Annotated in this window: 15 protein-coding genes; 5 read left to right on the top strand and 10 right to left on the bottom strand. The window is 41.5% G+C overall.

Annotated features, from left to right (window positions below):
* Positions 1–34: 34 nt before the first annotated feature.
* From ID165_RS11490 to ID165_RS11475, 4 genes are all read right to left on the bottom strand, one after another.
* Complete coding sequence (locus ID165_RS11490; protein ID WP_192350695.1) at positions 35–1,432, bottom strand: SusD/RagB family nutrient-binding outer membrane lipoprotein; 1,398 nt, start codon at positions 1,430–1,432, stop codon at positions 35–37.
* An 11-nt stretch (positions 1,433–1,443) separates the two neighbouring features.
* Positions 1,444–4,635 carry a SusC/RagA family TonB-linked outer membrane protein gene (locus ID165_RS11485; RefSeq protein ID WP_192350693.1) on the bottom strand — a complete coding sequence of 1,064 codons (3,192 nt, stop codon included), beginning with the start codon at positions 4,633–4,635 and terminating at the stop codon, positions 1,444–1,446.
* Between the two features lie 471 nt (positions 4,636–5,106).
* Positions 5,107–7,347: a sodium-translocating pyrophosphatase gene (locus ID165_RS11480; protein ID WP_192350691.1), complete on the bottom strand. Its 2,241-nt coding sequence runs from the start codon at positions 7,345–7,347 to the stop codon at positions 5,107–5,109.
* Positions 7,348–8,029: 682 nt separating this feature from the next.
* The gene (locus ID165_RS11475) at positions 8,030–8,965 is read right to left on the bottom strand and encodes a serine hydrolase (protein ID WP_192350689.1); all 936 of its coding nucleotides are present in this window, start codon (positions 8,963–8,965) and stop codon (positions 8,030–8,032) included.
* 133 nt (positions 8,966–9,098) lie between these two features.
* Here ID165_RS11475 and ID165_RS11470 point away from each other — a divergent pair, with 133 nt between their 5' ends.
* Both ID165_RS11470 and ID165_RS11465 read left to right on the top strand, forming a co-directional pair.
* Positions 9,099–9,392: a hypothetical protein gene (locus tag ID165_RS11470; RefSeq protein WP_225587092.1), complete on the top strand. Its 294-nt coding sequence runs from the start codon at positions 9,099–9,101 to the stop codon at positions 9,390–9,392.
* A 325-nt stretch (positions 9,393–9,717) separates the two neighbouring features.
* Positions 9,718–9,933, top strand: coding sequence for a hypothetical protein (locus ID165_RS11465; RefSeq protein ID WP_192350687.1), 216 nt, complete (start codon positions 9,718–9,720; stop codon positions 9,931–9,933).
* A gap of 71 nt (positions 9,934–10,004) precedes the next feature.
* Here the strand turns inward: ID165_RS11465 and ID165_RS11460 are convergent, their stop codons facing one another.
* Positions 10,005–10,463: a heme-binding protein gene (locus tag ID165_RS11460; protein ID WP_192350685.1), complete on the bottom strand. Its 459-nt coding sequence runs from the start codon at positions 10,461–10,463 to the stop codon at positions 10,005–10,007.
* Between the two features lie 119 nt (positions 10,464–10,582).
* On the opposite strand from ID165_RS11460, the gene ID165_RS11455 reads away from it, so the two are divergent.
* Together ID165_RS11455 and ID165_RS11450 are read left to right on the top strand one after the other, a co-directional pair.
* Complete coding sequence (locus ID165_RS11455; RefSeq protein ID WP_192350683.1) at positions 10,583–11,683, top strand: Gfo/Idh/MocA family protein; 1,101 nt, start codon at positions 10,583–10,585, stop codon at positions 11,681–11,683.
* A 245-nt stretch (positions 11,684–11,928) separates the two neighbouring features.
* The gene (locus ID165_RS11450; protein ID WP_192350681.1) at positions 11,929–12,108 is read left to right on the top strand and encodes a histone H1; all 180 of its coding nucleotides are present in this window, start codon (positions 11,929–11,931) and stop codon (positions 12,106–12,108) included.
* 263 nt (positions 12,109–12,371) lie between these two features.
* Here the strand turns inward: ID165_RS11450 and ID165_RS11445 are convergent, their stop codons facing one another.
* Positions 12,372–12,893, bottom strand: coding sequence for a hypothetical protein (locus ID165_RS11445; RefSeq protein WP_192350679.1), 522 nt, complete (start codon positions 12,891–12,893; stop codon positions 12,372–12,374).
* A gap of 334 nt (positions 12,894–13,227) precedes the next feature.
* Here ID165_RS11445 and ID165_RS11440 point away from each other — a divergent pair, with 334 nt between their 5' ends.
* A complete protein-coding gene (locus tag ID165_RS11440; RefSeq protein WP_192350677.1) occupies positions 13,228–14,085 on the top strand; it encodes a hydroxymethylglutaryl-CoA lyase in 858 nt (285 codons plus the stop codon).
* Positions 14,086–14,093: 8 nt separating this feature from the next.
* On the opposite strand, the gene dprA is transcribed toward ID165_RS11440, so the two are convergent.
* From dprA to ID165_RS11420, 4 genes are all read right to left on the bottom strand, one after another.
* Positions 14,094–15,221 carry a DNA-processing protein DprA gene (gene dprA, locus ID165_RS11435; RefSeq protein ID WP_370539747.1) on the bottom strand — a complete coding sequence of 376 codons (1,128 nt, stop codon included), beginning with the start codon at positions 15,219–15,221 and terminating at the stop codon, positions 14,094–14,096.
* Complete coding sequence (locus ID165_RS11430) at positions 15,193–15,546, bottom strand: MerR family transcriptional regulator (protein WP_192350675.1); 354 nt, start codon at positions 15,544–15,546, stop codon at positions 15,193–15,195. The genes dprA and ID165_RS11430 overlap by 29 nt, the downstream gene beginning before the upstream one ends.
* Before the next feature lie 88 nt (positions 15,547–15,634).
* A complete protein-coding gene (locus tag ID165_RS11425) occupies positions 15,635–16,339 on the bottom strand; it encodes a 16S rRNA (uracil(1498)-N(3))-methyltransferase (RefSeq protein ID WP_192350674.1) in 705 nt (234 codons plus the stop codon).
* Between the two features lie 76 nt (positions 16,340–16,415).
* Positions 16,416–18,173 carry a DEAD/DEAH box helicase gene (locus ID165_RS11420; RefSeq protein WP_192350672.1) on the bottom strand — a complete coding sequence of 586 codons (1,758 nt, stop codon included), beginning with the start codon at positions 18,171–18,173 and terminating at the stop codon, positions 16,416–16,418.
* Between the last annotated feature and the right edge of the window lie 53 nt (positions 18,174–18,226).

Here is an 18,226-nt window from a genome sequence, read left to right as displayed (position 1 = left end):
TTAAACAGGAGACTTTTGTAGTATAAACTTTTAATCAATCCACATCCCACCAAACTTTGCCATACAGGCTTTCTGCTCCTCCGAATTGTCTTTGGATGGCTTCATTGTAGTTTTCTGTATTGTTAAACTGTTCAGTTTCAATGTACATCTGCCTATTTGGAACTTCAGCTCCATCGGGTGCCGACATGTTGTTTGGGTATCCAGTTCTACGATATTCGGCCCATCCTTCATAACCATGCATAAATAAGTGAACCCAACGCTGCGTAGCGATCTGTTCTAGTGCGGTGTCGGAATTGTAGGCAATCTCAGGTTGGCTCATAAATTCATCCAACGTACTTATGTCAGCTCCCCATTGATCCATTGAAGCTTCTATGGCCATGGTGTAGTTTTCTTCAGCAGTAGCATCTCCACCTGCTATCCAGCCTAGTTTGGCAGCTTCAGCTTCAGCGAATAACACCTGAGCATAGGTCACTAGGTAAACTGGCGCATCCTGCGCCGTAATGGCATCGCCTAGAAGTGAATATTTCTCTGTATCAATATTCACAGTCTCTCCAAAAACAAGGCCAGTGTAATCCCCATCAGTTCGATTGGGATTGCCATAAACCATCAGTCTAGGATCTCCTACAGGTTTAATTTTGTCCATGAGGGTAGTGCTGATCGCCCACCATTCTCTACCCTGATTCAGTTGACCGAACCAGTAATTCTGGTTGTTGGCATCCGCTAAATGTTTGAAAACAAGGTTGTCGTCATTTGATTCTAAAACTCCTGCTTGCATGGCAGCGGCAAATTTTTCCTTGCCTAAGGTTGGGTTAACTTCAGAAAGTCTTAGTGCCATAAGCATTTTAAGCGTGTTGGCTAGCTTAAACCATTTGTTCATATCTCCACCGTAGATGATATCGTTGGTAATGTTCCCGGTGACAATCTGACTGCTTGCCTCATCCAAAACATTAAATAGATCAGTGTAGATAAATTCCTGAGTGTCATAAGCTGGAGTAAAGTTGTCTGAACCCATCAAGGCTTCAGTATAAGGAATGTCTCCCCATCTATCAGTCAGACTCCAGATATAATATGATTTTAGGATTTTTGCAACAGCCAGCTGGTTTGGTACAGGTCCTTCATTTCCGCTAAGTTCATCAGCCGAATTGAGGACAGTTTGCAGGTTCATTAGAGGTCCCTGATACCAGCCATAGAAACTAGTAGAGGATTGCGGATAAAGTGATGCATTTACGTATTGCGTCTCACTCAGATATTGGGACATAAATTCTCCTTGTGGCGAAGAGCTGAGTCCTGGTAGTGATAGCATCGCATTTGCAATCAATTGGGTGCCCGAGGCCACACTAGGCCTGTTGGGATTTATGTTGATATCGTCCTCAAAATTGTTACAGCCAACCAAAAGAAGCGCTGAAACGATCATTATATTAAGCTTTTTCATGATGTCTGTAATTAGAATGTAACGTTAAGATTGAAACCAAACGAACGTACACTTGGCAATTGACCTGATTCGTACCAGCCAATAGCTTGTGAACCAGTAGAGAGCTCAGCGGGATTGATGCCTTTAGGAGCATTTTGGAATAGCATGGCTAGATTTCTTCCTACCAACGCAACCCTTACATTTTCAACAGGAAGTTTAGCATACTGACCTTTGTTGAAGTTATAGCTCAAGCTTACTTCTCTTAATCTGATGAAGGAAGCGTCGTATAGCCAGTCTTCATAGATCCTTCTTGCCACTACGCCATAGTATGCTTTGGCATCTACGAAAGCAGTGATTTCTTCCCCCGTCTCTGCAGAGATACCTTCTACTTTTACTCCTCCACCATCTTCTAATGGATCTCTGACATTCATCCCATTTTCATTGGTAGTAGCTGAAAGTGGATCAAGACCGGTTCTTACTGCCAGCATTTTAGATCTTGAGAAAAATTGACCTCCTGCTTGGAAGTCAATCATTGCAGCGAGTTGGAAGTTTTTGTAATTCAATACGTTTTGGAAACCGCCATTAAAATCTGGCAAAACTGTGCCAAAGTCGTGGGTAGCATCTGTATAAAGCGGCAAATTATTGCTTCCAAGAAGTATTTTTCCAGTAGCCTCGTCTCTCTGATATGCTTGACCTACTAAGCTACCGAAGGGCTTACCTACATAAGAATTCAAATAGCTTGAAGTAGAAGAATAAGTAGTGCTTCCGTACTGATACACATCTATGCCTGGATATAACTCTACTACTTCATTTCTATTTCTACTTACATTGAATGATATATCCCAATTAAATCTATCTGACTGAAATGGTGTGGCAGTTATTGCCAGTTCAAGACCTTTGTTTACAATTTCGCCGGCATTGATTGTCGCAGAACCGTAACCACTTGCTCCTGATACATCCAAATTCAGAATTTGATTTTCATTTCTTTGATTGTAGTAGGTAAAGGATAGTCCAACCCGTCCTTCATAAAACTTAAAATCAACCCCAGCTTCATAAGAGTGAGCGAATGAAGGTTTGATATTGGGATTATTCAAATTGGCAGGTACTGAAAGTGTGTTTACAGTGGATGATCCAGCATAGGTGCTACCTACATTAAAGAAAGAAGTGGTACTGTAAGGGCTTAAGTCCGAACCTGCCTGTGCGTAACTCAGTCTTAGTTTACCAAGTGTCATGACATCAGATTTGATCCACTCACTGAACACCAATGAGGTAGAAATAGAAGGATACCAGTAGGAGTTATTGTCCACAGGTAGTGTACTTGAGTTGTCATTTCTTAGAGAAGCATCTACAAAGTAAGTATTGTTGTATCCCAGTGAAACCATAGCATACGCACTTTTGATTTGTTTTCTTAGTAGATAAGAATTAGTGATAGGTCTGTCTATTGAGGCATCGATATTATAGAAACCGGGTGAGGAAAGTCCTCCAACTGTTGCCATTGATAAGTAAGTATAGTTTCTATCATATATGTTTCCACCTACGTTAGCATCTAGGGATAATTTATTCCAAGTTTTGGTGTATTGAGCTAAGATCTCATAGTTCATTTCAGTGTTCTGATATTTACCAACAGAATACCCTGGAACTCCAGTCCCTCCAAATGAAGCTCTTGAATTGATGTTCTGAGTGTACATATCTGATCTTACAAAACCGCTTACTTTAAGCTCGGGGGAAATTTGGTAGGATAATCCTACATCCCCGAAGAACCTGTCCCTGTTGTCATCGCTATAGTTTTCATAGGCAAGAAAATAGGGGTTTGCCCAGTAGAGCGGATTAAAATTTGTCACTTCACCGGTAGTGGCACTCGGTCTTCTTAAATTCCAGTTAAGAAAGGTTCCGTCTTCATACTTGTAATCCTTTAGTCTATTCATATCCATAGATCGTTGGAACCACTGTCCCAAATATCTTGAACCATCCTCTGAGCCTTGGCCCGGTCTACGCCCTTCGTTTGCCGCATAGTTGACATTAGTGGTTACCTTCAGTTTTTTAGTCAAATCAATGCCCAGACTTACCCCGAGGTTGTTTCGTTTAAGTGAAGTATTGGGCTCTATACCCTGAATTCTCGTATCGTTTGCACTTATCCTAAAATTGGAGTTAGCTCCTCCTCCCGTGATGGTAACGCCATTGTTTACATTTGTTCCGGTTTGATAATAGTCTTTGATGTTATCCGGATGTGCTACGAAGGGAGTCAATTGTCCATAGGTAGGATCTTGCGGATAGAAACTCATGACATGACGAGCTAAAGTGCCATCCATTTTTGGTCCCCAGCTTTCATCTACTGACATATCTACATATTTATCACCGTTAGGGAGGGTTCTCCACGTCTGGCTGGCACCACCACCGTAGAGGTTCTGGTATGGCATTAGGTTAAATACCTTGTCCACAAAAATGGCTGAATTCAATTCCACTTTTACATCGGATCCTTTCTTGCCTTTTTTGGTAGTGATCATAATCACCCCGTATTGACCTCTGATTCCATAAAGGGCAGAAGCTGCTGGACCTTTCAATACGTTAATTGTCTCTATGTCTTCCGGGTTGACATCCTGGCCTAAATTACCGTAATCCTGCCCTGAAGCACCTGAGAAATTTGAGTTGGAAATAGGAGTACCATCTATAACCATTAAAGGCTCTCCGCCTCCTGAAATGGAGTTTACCCCTCTGATTTTTATTTTCTGGGTTCCGCCCATACTTGCTCCAGATGAGCCGGTCACTTGCACACCGGCTATTTTTCCTGAAAGCGAACCTAGTACGTTTTGTTCTTTAGTATAAGTAAGATTTTCACCTGTTACTTCCTGAGTTGAATAACCGATTGATCGCTCGTCTCTGGTGATTCCAAGGGCAGTGACTACTACCTCCCCAAGTTGGGATATGTCTTCTGATAAGGATATGTTGATTTCGGAAGAATTGCCTACAATCTTTTGTTGGGTGGTATATCCAATAAAAGAGAATACCAAAACAGATTCGGAATTGGGAACAGAGATCGAGTAGTTGCCCTCCAAGTCGGTCACGGCACCTGTATTGGTGCCTTGAACCACGATGCTCACCCCAGGAAGTGGCATGCCATCTTCTTGGGCTGTTACTTTTCCTTTGACCGTCTGCTGTGCGTAGAGTGGTATACTAGCCAGAAACCCCAAAAGAAAAAGCAAGGTCATTGCGTAGCTTTTCTTCATGTGTTTTTTTGTTTTAAAGTGTATAAATTGGTTTATCAGTTTTTTAAATGATATCTGGCAAATCCCTGCATCTTTATCCTGTTTCTAAAATTATAAAACGGGTAAAAACAGGTAGCCTCCCAGATACTTTAGAAAAGGCCATCCTTTTCTATAAGCATCTATTCAGTATAAACTGCTTCTCAATCGGCCATAAATCTTTCAAAAAACAGAAATTAGATGAAAACTGATGCCTATTTCTATCATTATCCCATAAATTAAGAATAATGTGGTGGTTATTTCAATTTTTTCACATTGATTTTTAACGAAATGTTACTATTTAATTTCAAGTCAAATAATATTTGTAATTGCTGCTTTTTGCCGTATTATATTTTGAATAGGAGTAATATTAAGCTAACTGATTGTAGGCAAGGACAAAAAAAAGACTGCCTTGAGCCAGGCAGTCTGTTTGGTAAGGCACAAGAGTGTTCCTAATTAATTCACTTTCTTGATTTCTGATATCACTTTAGGTAGGGTTTCTTTCCCGTTATCATAATTGATCTCCTTTTTGATTCTGTATTTTTCTGCCACAGCGTCGGGATGTGGACTTTGACTGATATGAGGTGCGATGATCAAAGCAACGATAGACATCAATTTGATAAGGATATTCATTGATGGTCCTGAAGTGTCTTTAAAGGGATCACCTACGGTATCGCCTGTCACAGAAGCTTTGTGCGGCTCGGATTTTTTGTAATACATCTCACCATCAATCTCTACACCTTTTTCAAAGGATTTCTTTGCATTGTCCCAGGCTCCACCTGCATTGGATTGGAACATTCCCATTAAAACTCCGGAGACTGTCACTCCGGCGAGTAACCCCCCCAGCATTTCGGCAGAAGAGACTTGCTCAAATACATCCTGAAAGCCAAAACCAATCAGCAGAGGAGTAATGAGGGCAATAGCTCCCGGCAGTAGCATTTCACGAAGAGAAGCTTTGGTAGAGATTTCTACACATTTTTCGTATTCCGGTTTGGCTTTATATTCCATAATTCCCGGGATTTCCCTGAACTGCCGTCTTACTTCATTCACCATATCCATTGCAGCCCTGCCTACTGCAGCGATTGCAAGAGAAGAGAATATAAAAGGAATCATTCCTCCAACAAACAGTGCCGCTAATACAGGTGCTTTGAAAATATCTATAGCATCTATTCCGGCTACTCCCACAAAAGCAGCAAACAAGGCAAGAGAAGTCAAAGCGGCGGAGGCTATTGCAAATCCTTTGCCCGAAGCGGCTGTAGTGTTTCCAACAGCGTCAAGAATGTCGGTTCGGTGCCTTACTTCTTCAGGTAATTGGCTCATTTCGGCGATTCCTCCCGCATTATCGGCTATAGGCCCAAAAGCATCAATTGCAAGCTGCATGGCAGTAGTAGCCATCATTCCTGCAGCCGCTATGGCTACTCCATAAAGCCCCGCAAAAGCATAGGATCCCATGATACCGCCTGCGAGCACAAGTATAGGAAGGACTGTGGATTCCATTCCTACTGCAAGACCTGCAATGATATTGGTGGCGTGCCCGGTCGCTGATTGCTGTATGATTGATTTTACGGGGCGTTTGCCCATTGCTGTGTAATATTCTGTGATGATACTCATTAGAGTTCCTACTATCAACCCAAGGATAATAGCATAGAACACATCCATATTGGTAAAGTCATAGCCTCGGATAGAAAGCGTCTCCGGGAGCATATACTTCACCACAAAAAATGAAGCAATTCCTGTAAAGACAATGGATGACCAGTTTCCCATATTCAGGGCATGCTGCACATCTCCTTTATCATTTTTGATGGTAACAAAGAACATCCCCATGATGGAGAATACGATGCCTAATCCCGCCAAGATCATAGGGAGTAGGATAGGGGCAATTCCTCCGAAATTATCCATTGATACTATCTCGCGTCCCAAAACCATCGTAGCGAGGATGGTGGCTACATAGGAGCCAAATAAATCAGCCCCCATCCCTGCCACATCTCCTACATTATCACCTACGTTATCAGCAATTGTTGCAGGATTTCTTACGTCATCCTCAGGTATTCCAGCTTCCACTTTTCCTACCAAGTCAGCGCCTACATCGGCTGCTTTGGTATAAATACCTCCTCCCACACGCGCAAAAAGTGCAATAGATTCAGCACCTAGGGAGAAGCCCGCAAGAACTTCAAGTGCCTTTTCCATCTCTACACCATTTACACCTGCACCTACGCTTTGCACGTACATATGGTAAAACAGGATAAATAATGAGCCAAGACCTAAAACGGCCAATCCTGCTACCCCAAGCCCCATGACGGAGCCTCCCGTAAAGGAGACTTTAAGGGCATGTTTCAAGCTTGTCCTTGCTGCCTGAGTGGTTCGGACATTGGCTTTGGTAGCGATATTCATACCTATATATCCAGCGAAAGCTGAAAATACGGCTCCTATTAGAAAGGAAATGGCAATTACAGGGCTGGAAGTCTCCACCGACATTCCTGACCATGCCAGAAGTATCACGGCGATGACTGCAAAATAGGAAAGCACTTTCCACTCAGCCTTTAAAAAAGCCATGGCCCCATCGGCTATATAGCCGGCGAGTTCCATCATGTTTTTATCGCCGGTTTGCTGCCGGGTTACCCAGGCAGATTTAATGGCCATTACAATCAGGCCAACCAGCCCCAATGCAGGGACGACATAAATCAAAGCTTGTTCCATAAGGTGTATCTTACTGTTAATTTTGGGTTTGTTAATTGAGCAAATATATAACTTCTCATTTACCGACCAATTGCAGATTATAATAGCTTAAATTCCTGTTTTTGAAGAATTTATTGACGATTGTGCAACAAAATCATCGTTTAGTTTAAGCCTATTGTTAGAATGCTTAAGATTTATTGAAATTTGGCAAAAAGAAAAAATGAAAGGATTGTCCAAACCGATTATATTTTTTAAAAATCCCATCTGTTTAAAGCTGCAGTGCTCTGAGAATCAAATGAGTATTATTGAACTTAGACTTACGATTCTAGTTATTTGTAAATAGTTAAATGTCAGAACTTTATATCGATTGTAGGAAGATACCTGCGGTCAAATAGTTATAAATAGTCTCAAAATCAAATTACTCTAAATTACGTTGAATTAAGCTGTCAGGAATTTTATAAGAAGGTCTAGACGAGGAATATGCGCCCAGTGTAGCCAATCAAAGCCATGTGAGGTCAGCTTTTTTAGTTAGCGTCATCCTAAATGTACAGTCACTAAACAAACATACCTAAACATATAATTTTAATAAAAAAAGGCTTTAAGGATTAATCTTTTTGACGGTAAGCACGCTTATTTTGTTGGTTTATGACCTCTTCTTGGCGAGCTCTTGAAGAGCTTTAGAGCAAGGGCGATTTTCCTGGCTTTAATATGCGAGTCCTTCAAGGTATTTTTCTATCCCTTCTGGTTGCGTATAGGGGTGATTTGGGTTGAAATGATTCCAAATCAGATTGGAGATCTTTCTAGTCAGTACCCAGGATTCATTGTCAAAATCCCAGCTTTGATCTACATTGTTCTTGGTGAAAATGGCGCAGACATAACTCCCCTCAGGGGAATTCACCAAAAACACCTCAGAACGGGATGCATTTACCATTCCCTGTTTACTTGCTACATTAATTCCCGGCGGGATACCCGAAACAGCATAATCGGTATAAAAAGTATTGGACAGTAATCTATACATCTGTTCGGAGGCAGCCTGACTGATTAAGTCCCCGTTGTTTAGGTGTACCAGAATATCAGCCATCTCCTTTGGAGTAGTCTGACCCCAGCCATATTTTTCCCAGATGAGTTCTCTCCCGGGTGTGCGGCTGTTTACCCGCGTTTCAGTGTATCCCAGTTGATCCATTACATTATTAATTTGAGTGCCGCCGCCGGCAAGTGCCTGATTCCAAAGAGAGGTGGTATTGTCTGAGTAGCTGAGCATCAGGGCAATCAAAGTACTTAAATCAGTCAACGTAGAGTCTTTGAAAAATTGCATGATGCCTGAGCCGCCATATTTGATAGAATCACGATAAACCAAAGGCTCTCTATAGTGCAGTTCTCCTTTTTCTATTTTGTCAAAGATGCCTAAGAGAATGGGGATTTTGACAATGCTCGCAGTGGGAAATAGTGTGTCGGCATTGATTTCCACAGTAGCGTCGGTCTTTAGATTTTTAATGTAAATCCCGATATTTCCTTGAAAGGACTCCGTCAACTCTTGGATAGAGGTTTCCAAATGGTAATCAGTTCCTGACTGGGCCAAAAGCCCAATCGACAAGGTAAAAGTCAAAAATAAAGTAATCAAAGATCTATATATGGTCATACGGGGGTAAGTTGAAGCATTAAAGCGATTATGCTTAATCCAACATGGCTCGTGGAATGTAGCAAAAAAGTCACGGAAGAGTAAAGGATTTATACAGGAGCTTCTTTTCTTTGGGAAGATAAAAAGATAAAAAATGGCGATAGACGATAAAACCATTGAAGAATTTCTGAAATCAGAAGTTAAGATCAACGATTACAACCCTATGCTGAAGGCACTTTGGTATGATGGGAACGGAAATTGGGTAAAAGCGCATGATCAGGTGGACAGCTTGGAAGGAAAGGAAGCTGCCAGAATCCACGCTTATTTGCATAGAAAGGAAGGAGATCTTTGGAATGCCGATTATTGGTATAGGAGATCAGGTGAGAGCAGGCCGGAGTTGAGCCTGGAGGAGGAATGGAGGGAGTTGCTGCTTAGGTACATGCAGTAGTGTCATTTTATCACAGGCTGATACAGGACCTAATGCGTGATTCCATCTGACTTTTGCTGCTGCTAGCTACCCTACGTTACATTTGTCAATGTCTGGGATTTAGGTTAAAATGCTGTTTTTCAGTAGTGCCGGGGATGAACTGAAATTTGTGTTGATAAAACCTGTTTCATAAGTCAAACAGCTATTTATCAATCAGAAAAGGGGGGTAAAATCATAGGAAGTAGATAGGAATTTGGATTTAGGGCTTAAAAATACCCTATATAGGGTATGTTTTCATCAGACATAGATGGGTACTTTTGAGCTATTAACTCATTAGCCTAATTTTATGAAATTCTTTTACCTGTCTTCCAACCCAAATGAGAAGGGATTGTATGAAATACACGACCGTGATTGCGAACATATCCCCAATTCTTATGAACGGGATTACCTAGGGCCATATAATACAGGAAAAGAAGCAATAAGGAAAGCCTTGACTATTAGAAAGGAAGTGACGCTGTGCAAGAATTGCTGCAAGATCACAGTCCATTCTATTTATTTCTGATTAGAATGGTGAACGGGTAAGAAATTGTCAGCCTTAGATAATGGAGGATTTCTGAACTTTTAAGTTTTATATTAATATGCCTGCAGTCCAGCAGTAGCTACAATTCCGTCCTGAGCTGAAGTGGCCCCGGAGATGCCGATCGCACCTACGATTATACCATCCTTGAAAATAGGCAGGCCGCCTTCAATTGCGACGACGTTTGGTAGGGTGGCAATTCGCGATCCACCTTCACCTTTCATCATATCTTCAAAGGCTTTAGTAGGACGTTTGAAATAAACGGAAGTTTTCGCTTTGCCCAAGGCAACCTCTATGCTCCCAATTTGTACTCCGTCCATTTTGCGAAGTGATATTATATGCCCACCTGCATCCAGTACCACTATTACCATGTTCCATCCTTCTGCCGTGGATTTAGCTTGTGCAGCATCAGAGATCCTGATCGCATCATCCAGTGTCAGGTAGGGTTGAAGCTGATTTTGAGCCTGGGTGAAAAATGGGATAAGCAGTAAAATAATAATTGCTAGTTTTTTCATGTTGACGTTATCTTGATAAGAGTGTATTTGCACAGTTGAATTTAATATTTTTTTGGAGGTATAAATGAAAACTGTATCTTGATAGATGTATAAATTATCAAACCCTTAACCTAAAACCTATGAATGTTATCACAAGAAGAACCACTTTGAAATCTATCGCTCTTGGAGCGGGTGCAAGCCTGATATCTCCCTTTAGTGTGCTGGCCTCGTCTAAGCTACGCAAAGATAAGCTTGGGGTGGCACTGGTTGGATTAGGATATTACAGTACTGACTTATTGGCTCCCGCACTGGAGAAAACAGAAAATTGTTACTTGGCAGGAATAGTGACGGGAACTCCTTCCAAGGCAGCGGTATGGAAAACTAAGTATAAAATCCCTCAGGAGAATATTTACAATTATGACACATTCGATTCTATAGCCGAGAATCCGAACATAGATGTGATATATATAGTTTTGCCTCCTTCTATGCATAAGGAATATGTGATTCGGGCCGCTAAAGCCGGAAAGCATGTCTGGTGTGAGAAGCCTATGGCAATGACGGTCGGGGAGTGCCAAGCTATGATTGATGCCTGCAAGGCAGCAAATGTTTCTCTATCTATTGGTTACAGGTGCCAGCATGAGCCAAACACGCAGGCGTTTCAGAAAATTGTAGCCGAGCAAAGCCTAGGGAAAGTATCAGGACTTGATTGTGCAGCAGGGTACAGAGAAAACCGTACTGATCACTGGAAACAAAAGCGAGAAATGGGTGGAGGAGTTATCTATGATATGGGGGTTTATTCAATTCAAGGGGCTAGGCTGGGATCAGGTATGGAACCTCTAGCGGTGAATTCGGCTAAAATATGGACTGAACGCCCTGATATTTACAAAGATGGACTAGGAGAGATTGTAGAAGCTGAGTTGGAATTTCCGGGAGGAGTGATCGGCACTATCAAGACTTCCTTTGCAGAAAATATAAACTTCCTGAATATCACATGTGAACAAGGAACTATTGAGATGGCACCGTTTTCAGCATATGCAGGCAACAAGGGGAGTAGTCCTTTAGGCGAAATTAACTTCCCGTTTCAGCAGCCGATGGAACAGGTATGGCAGATGGATAACGATGCCCAAACTATACTCCAAGGAAAACCACAAGCAGTACCTGGGGAGGAAGGACTTCGCGACATTCGTATAGTTCAAGCAATACTTGAATCTGCAGACAAAGGCGAAAAAGTTATGATTTAAATGAAGAGGAATCTTTTCTGGGCAATCAATAAGCCAATTTGGGGAGAGTAGAAGCGTTTTGGCAGAATTTTAAAATCAATTTTTGGAGGGAAATGTTGCTAAAAATTTAATAAAACGAGCATTTTGATGAAAACATCATTTTTCTGCACTAAAAATTAAAAATAAACGCCAAAAGACTTCTAATGGCACTATAAATGATGTTTATTGTACTCAAGTATAATTTATAACCAACCAATAAAACGATTATGAGCAGACACCAAGAAGTTAAAGATTTGGTCGATTCTTTAGAAGCAGACTTTGCAAAATTCTACGAAAACGGTAACAAAGCAGCTGGTACTAGAGTGAGAACAGGTATGCAAGCCATCAAAAATCTTGCACAGGAAATCAGAGCTGAAGTTACAGCAAAGAAAAATGAGGCTAAATAATTTTCCTTAGCCAATTTTAATCAATAAAAAAGCCTTCCGTATTTATTACGGAAGGCTTTTTTTTTATTGATTAAATGACTGTCTTAATGGATATCGGCTTCTCTACGGTATAAAACCATATCAGCAGAAATCTCGGTAAAACGCTAGCGCAGGCACTATTAAAGTCTGCCGTCATCCCCGCCTGTCAATATTCTATTCAGTAAAACAAAGAAAATATGACTACTAGCATTAGCATCATTGCAATCATATTTTCTTAGCTTAATCTAATCTTTGTGAAGCTCTTTTGTGATTTCTTCATATTTCTTTTTGGATTCATCTCCCAGCTTATCGAAGTTTTTTTCCAGCCAAGTAAGACTTTCTTGGGTAGCCTCTTCGATGTCTTCAGAGGTGTTTTTTGCACCCTTTTCTACGTTAGCTGTAGTTTTGTCCCACCAGGATTCTACATTATCCATGTGCATTTTTGCTGTCCGTTCAAAATTCTCGGATTCTGCCTTGGCGTTCTTAACGACAGTCTCATAGCGCTCTTCAATCATCTCAAGATTTTCATCCTCCACTTTCAAGTCATTGTAAACTTTCTCAGCTCTGGAATCCAAACTATCGTATCGTTCCTCAATTACACTCCAGTTGTGAACAGGAACGATTTTAACAGCACTTTCTACGCTGTCCACATAATTCTTCAGATTTTCAGTTACCTGTATTCTATCTTCTTCTGTGTAGTTTTTGGTATCACAAGAATACATTGCGACTACTGCTGCTCCGATAATTAAAGTTACTTTAGTTTTCATTTTTTAGATTGGTTTAGTTTCAAAAAGGTTTTGATGGTTATTTCTTACTTATCCCATGCAATACTCTTTCCAAGCTGTCGTTTTCACACAGCAGGTGGCTTCAATATGCTTTTATTGCCTGTAGCCACTATTTCTGATGAGTTTCTCCACTATTTTCGGGTATAGTATATTCCCCGGGTTGGTATAATTGTTACCCAATATTTCCACAAGCTGTTCATTAGGGCACAAGGCAGTAGAGGTTTGGGCCGTGTAAGTTGAGATGATTTGGCTAAAAGGGAACGTGTTTAGTCTTCAATATCTGTGTGTGAGTAAATGATCTTTGGTAACTTGTGACATGATTAAATTGATAGAATGTCCGAGGGATGCAATGCAGGGAATTCCGGAGTTTATTGATACCGCAATCAAAGCCGCATACATCAATCAACTGCTGGAAGTTGGCTTTGATACAATTGATTTTGGAAGTTTTGTGAGCCCGAAGACTATTCCCCAAATGCGTGATACCGCTGAAGTTCTCAGTTTATTGGATTTGCATCATTCCAAAAGTAAGCTGTTGGCGATAGTAGCCAATGTGCGTGGAGCTAATGATGCGATGGATTTCCCCGAGATTGATTACTTGGGTTTTCCGCTTTCTGTGTCCGAGACTTTTCAGAAGAGAAACACTAATGCGGGTATTGCCCATGCATTGCTGATGGTGGAAGAGATTCAGAATCTTTGTGAAGTAAATGGAAAAACATTGGTCACTTATCTGAGCATGGGCTTCGGTAATCCCTATGGAGATCCCTATTCACCGGAATTAGTAGCTGGATTTGTTGAGAAACTTGACCGGTTGGGTGTTAAAATAATCTCGTTATCAGATACTATTGGAGCGGCAGACGCCGAGCTGATTGGGAGTTTGCTGAGCTTACAGATCTCTGCCTTTCCACATATAGAGTTTGGCGCACATCTTCATAGTAGACCTTCCGAAGTCGCTGAAAAGGTGAGGGCAGGGGTAAAAGTAGGTTGCAGAAGATTTGACGGAGCACTTAAAGGATTTGGCGGTTGCCCAATGGCAGATGATGAACTGGTAGGCAATATAGCCACTGAGGTGATGATTGAAACCCTGGAGTCTTCTGGATTTAATTTGAAACTAAATAAAGCTGAGTTTGCTGAGGCTATGAAGCTTGCGGATTTTGTGTTTAATCCCGTAGAATAATAAAGTTGCTAGACAAGAAGTTTATATTTTTTTCCCGGAAGTGATTTTATTATTCCTTCAAACTCCAATGCCAGCAGTTTAGAGGAAAGCAGTCCGAGGGGGATCTCTGTGGCGATACTTAACGAATCAACCTCTACTTCATCTTTTTCCATCAGAATCCGAAGTATAGCCTGATCTTCGTTGTCTCGATTGTTTAGATCAACTCCTGGTCTTATCACTTTTGTTTCTCCGGGTTTACTCCAAAAAAGTGCTTCAGCTACGTCGTTTGGGCCGGTGTAAATATTTGCCTTCATTTTCTTGATGAGCAAATTGCACCCTTCACTGTATTGGGATTGTAGATTGCCAGGTACGGCAAATACATCTTTATCGTAACTGTAGGCTATTTCAGCGGTAATCAATGCACCTCCTTTTTCAGCAGCTTCCACCACGATTAAAGCATCCGACAGACTGGCTATGATTCTATTTCGTGCAGGGAAATTCCCGGGTACCATCGTACTTTCAGGTGGATATTCACTTATCAGGGCTCCCGTTTCCATGATTGATTCGGCTGTTTTCTTATGTACAGCCGGATAAATACGGCCAATAGGCGATCCCATCACCGCAATAGTGGGCAGCCCGCAGGCTAAGGCTGCCCTGTGTGCTTCTATGTCTATGCCATAGGCTAACCCGGAAATAATTGCAGGTTGATAGATGGCTAGGTCTTCTATTATCTTTCGGGTTACGGATTTTCCATAAGTAGTGGCACTTCGGGTTCCTACAATCCCTACTGTACGGTCAAGGTTCAATTTGTTTTTTCCCTGAGTGAAAATTACCACAGGGCTGTCTTCCTGCATGTTGAATCGCAGGGGGAAATCCGGGTGGAGTGAAGTCAGTATTTGAAAATGTTCTTTTTCGCAGACATTGATTAGCTCGTCTGCTTTTCGAAGCAATTCTGATTCTTGATTCCGAAGTGCAAGTAATTTCTCTCCGACTTTTGGTGTCTTGGCTACTTTACCTTTAGGAAGCTTAAAAAAATTATACGCAGATCCTGAATAGGCAATAATGGCTTTGAATATTCCAGATCCAATTTTCGGAGCCAGATGTAGTGCTAAATGATACCGTAAATCTTCATGAGCTTGATTTTGCATTGAATTCATCGCGGATATTGATTAAAAAATCTTTGATTTCCTGAAGCTTTTGCACCGCCTGCACCTTGTCAAAACCCTGTTCCTTTCCGGATTTGATCACTTCCTGAGCTCCTTGTAGTGTATATCCCTTTTCCTTTACCAGATGGTAGATGTATCTGATTTTCTGGATATCCAACTTGGTATAGCGTCGATTGCCTTTTCTGTCTTTCTTTGGGCGGATAATGTCAAATTCACCCTCCCAATACCGAATCAATGATGGTGCTACTTTGAATATCTGCGCTACTTCCCCAATGGAATAATACTTCTTTTCTATTTCTCGCTCTTTGTATGGCACGGTAAAAATTGTCTTTGACTCTAAATTAATGAAAATGCAATAGTTTTTTCAACAAGAACTTTAACTCATTACGAAAAAAACGATTATTTTATCGGTTTAGTGTTTGTAGTATCTGGACTGTGGCTAGTCCCGCTGTTTCTGTTCTTAGTCTTGCTTTTCCCAATGACACGGGTTTGAAACCCGCCTGCAATGCTTTTTTGATTTCAACGGGATCAAAATCACCCTCCGGACCAATTAGAACTAGGTATTTTCCTCTAGGGTCAGCACTATCAAACAAATGGTGATCATGATGCTCATCCACATAAGCAATGAACTTCTGATAATCTTCAAATTCACCAGAATCCAGAATTTCATCCAATTTTGAAATCGGATGAAGAATAGGAATTCGGTATTTGAGACTTTGCTTACAGGCAGAAATTATTTTTTTCTCCAGGCGATCAGTTTTAAGGTAACTTCTCTCCGAATTCATGGTTTGTAGAAGTGTAAGTTCATGAAAGCCGATTTCAGTGATTTTCTCCACCATCCACTCCATTCGATCGGGGCTTTTGGTAGGGGCGATGACAAGGTGAATGTGAAAGGATTCTTCTTCCACCTCGGTGGTGTGCACGACCTTCAGACTTGTTTTTCGGGGATTGGCTTCTAGGATCACGCATTCAAAGAGAAGTCCTGCTCCATTTGTTACAAAAACATGATCGCCTTGTTTTTTGCGAAGCACTTTATAGAGATGCCTGGATTCATCCTGATCTAACGAAATAAGAGGAGGGGTGATGTTTTCTTGAAAAAAGAGCTGCATAGGTAAATACTAAGACACAAAAAAAGCACATTTCAATGAAGAAATGTGCTTTAAACCATATAAACCTTAAAATCTATTAACCTTTAGAAACCTCCATGCTGACACTCTTGCCTTTGATGGTGTTGTTTTTCATTCCTTGGATCACCTGATCAGCGTCTTTGGAAGGAACATCCACAAAAGAGAAGTTGTCATAGATATCGATGCCGCCGATGCTGCGTCCCGGTACGCCGGTTTCGCCTGCAATCGCACCTACAATATCATTTGGACGGATTCTGTCTTTTGCACCAAGATTCAAAAATAGACGTGTCATGTTTGCTTCACGAGCTCTTTCAGGTCTTTTACCACCATCTCTTGATCCACCTTCACGGTTTCCGAATTCTCTTCTTCTCTCACCGCCTCTTTCGTTTCTTCCGCCTCTGTCGCCACGTTCTCCGCGTCCACCTCTTTCGAATCTTCCGCCGTCACGTCCACCTTCTCTTCTTCTGTCTCCACCGGATGCGTCTATACTAAAGTTCTGCTCGCTCATTTCTTTCACTGAGTCGCCCATCACAAGTTTCATCAAACCTACAGCAACCTGATCGATCGTAAGACCTTCTGCTAGCATTTGTCCGATAGTAGCTTCGAATAGCTGGTTGTCTTCTGATTTTTCAATTTGTTCTGTTACACTTTTTACGAACTGAGCTTTTTTCAATTCGATCAAATCTGCAGCAGAAGGAGGGGACATCTTCGTAATAGTAGCTTTGGTATATCTTTCCAAATCTCTCATCTTAAAGTTGTCTCTTCTTCCGGTCACAAAATTAATTGCTTTACCGTTTTTGCCTGCACGGCCGGTACGTCCGATTCTATGTACGTAATATTCTTCGTCCAAAGGAAGGTCAAAGTTGAATACAGCTTCCACATTGTCCACGTCAATACCTCTTGCAGCCACATCTGTAGCTACCAGTACCTTGCAATGTCCTTTACGGAATTTGCCCATTACTTTGTCACGTTGAGCTTGGGATAAGTCTCCGTGAAGCGCATCTGCGGCGATTCCTCTTGCTACTAATCCTTCAGTAACTTCATCTACCATTCTCTTGGTATTACAGAATACCACGCTTAGGTTGATGTTGTGAACATTCATTAAACGGGCCATCAATTCCAGTTTCAATGGATTTTTGACTTCGTAATAGGTTTGCTCAATATTGGAGACCGTCAGTTCCTTTTTGTCTATTTTGACAATTTCAGGATTCGTCTGATATTTTCTGGTCAAATCCATGATAGGCTTCGCCATGGTAGCAGAGAAGAAGACAGTCTGTCTTTCATCCGGCATTTCCTGAAGGATCGCTTCGATGTCATCCCTGAAGCCCATGTCCAGCATCTCATCAGCCTCATCCAAAACAAGGATGCCAACTGAATCCAGCTTCAATGTACCACGGTTGATGTGATCTTGCACACGTCCCGGAGTACCTACAACGATCTGAACTCCTCTACGGAGAACTCTGATTTGACGATCGATGGATTCACCACCGTAGATAGCTACAGAATTAATCGCTCTGTGGTATTTAGCAAGTTTTTGGATTTCGCCTTCTACTTGAACTGCAAGTTCACGGGTAGGGCAAAGAATAATTGCTTGCGGCTTGTTGAGATCTGCATCGACCAAATCGATGATCGGAATAGCAAAAGCTGCTGTTTTACCCGTACCTGTTTGAGCTTGTCCGATGACATCTCTTCCTTGCAGGATAAATGGGATAGATTGAGTTTGAATTGGGGAAGGTTGGGTATAGCCCATCTCTTCCACTGACTTAAGAATTTCTGAAGAAATTCCCAAGTCTGAGAACTTGAGTGTTTGATCCATGATGTTTCCTTAATTTCCCTGCCATTCGGTCCTAATAAATATCCCGACAAGCG

This window comes from Algoriphagus sp. Y33 (assembly GCF_014838715.1).
GTDB lineage: Bacteria > Bacteroidota > Bacteroidia > Cytophagales > Cyclobacteriaceae > Algoriphagus.
Note: the sequence above shows the minus strand (reverse complement) of the source record. Positions and strands in the feature narration are given on the sequence as shown.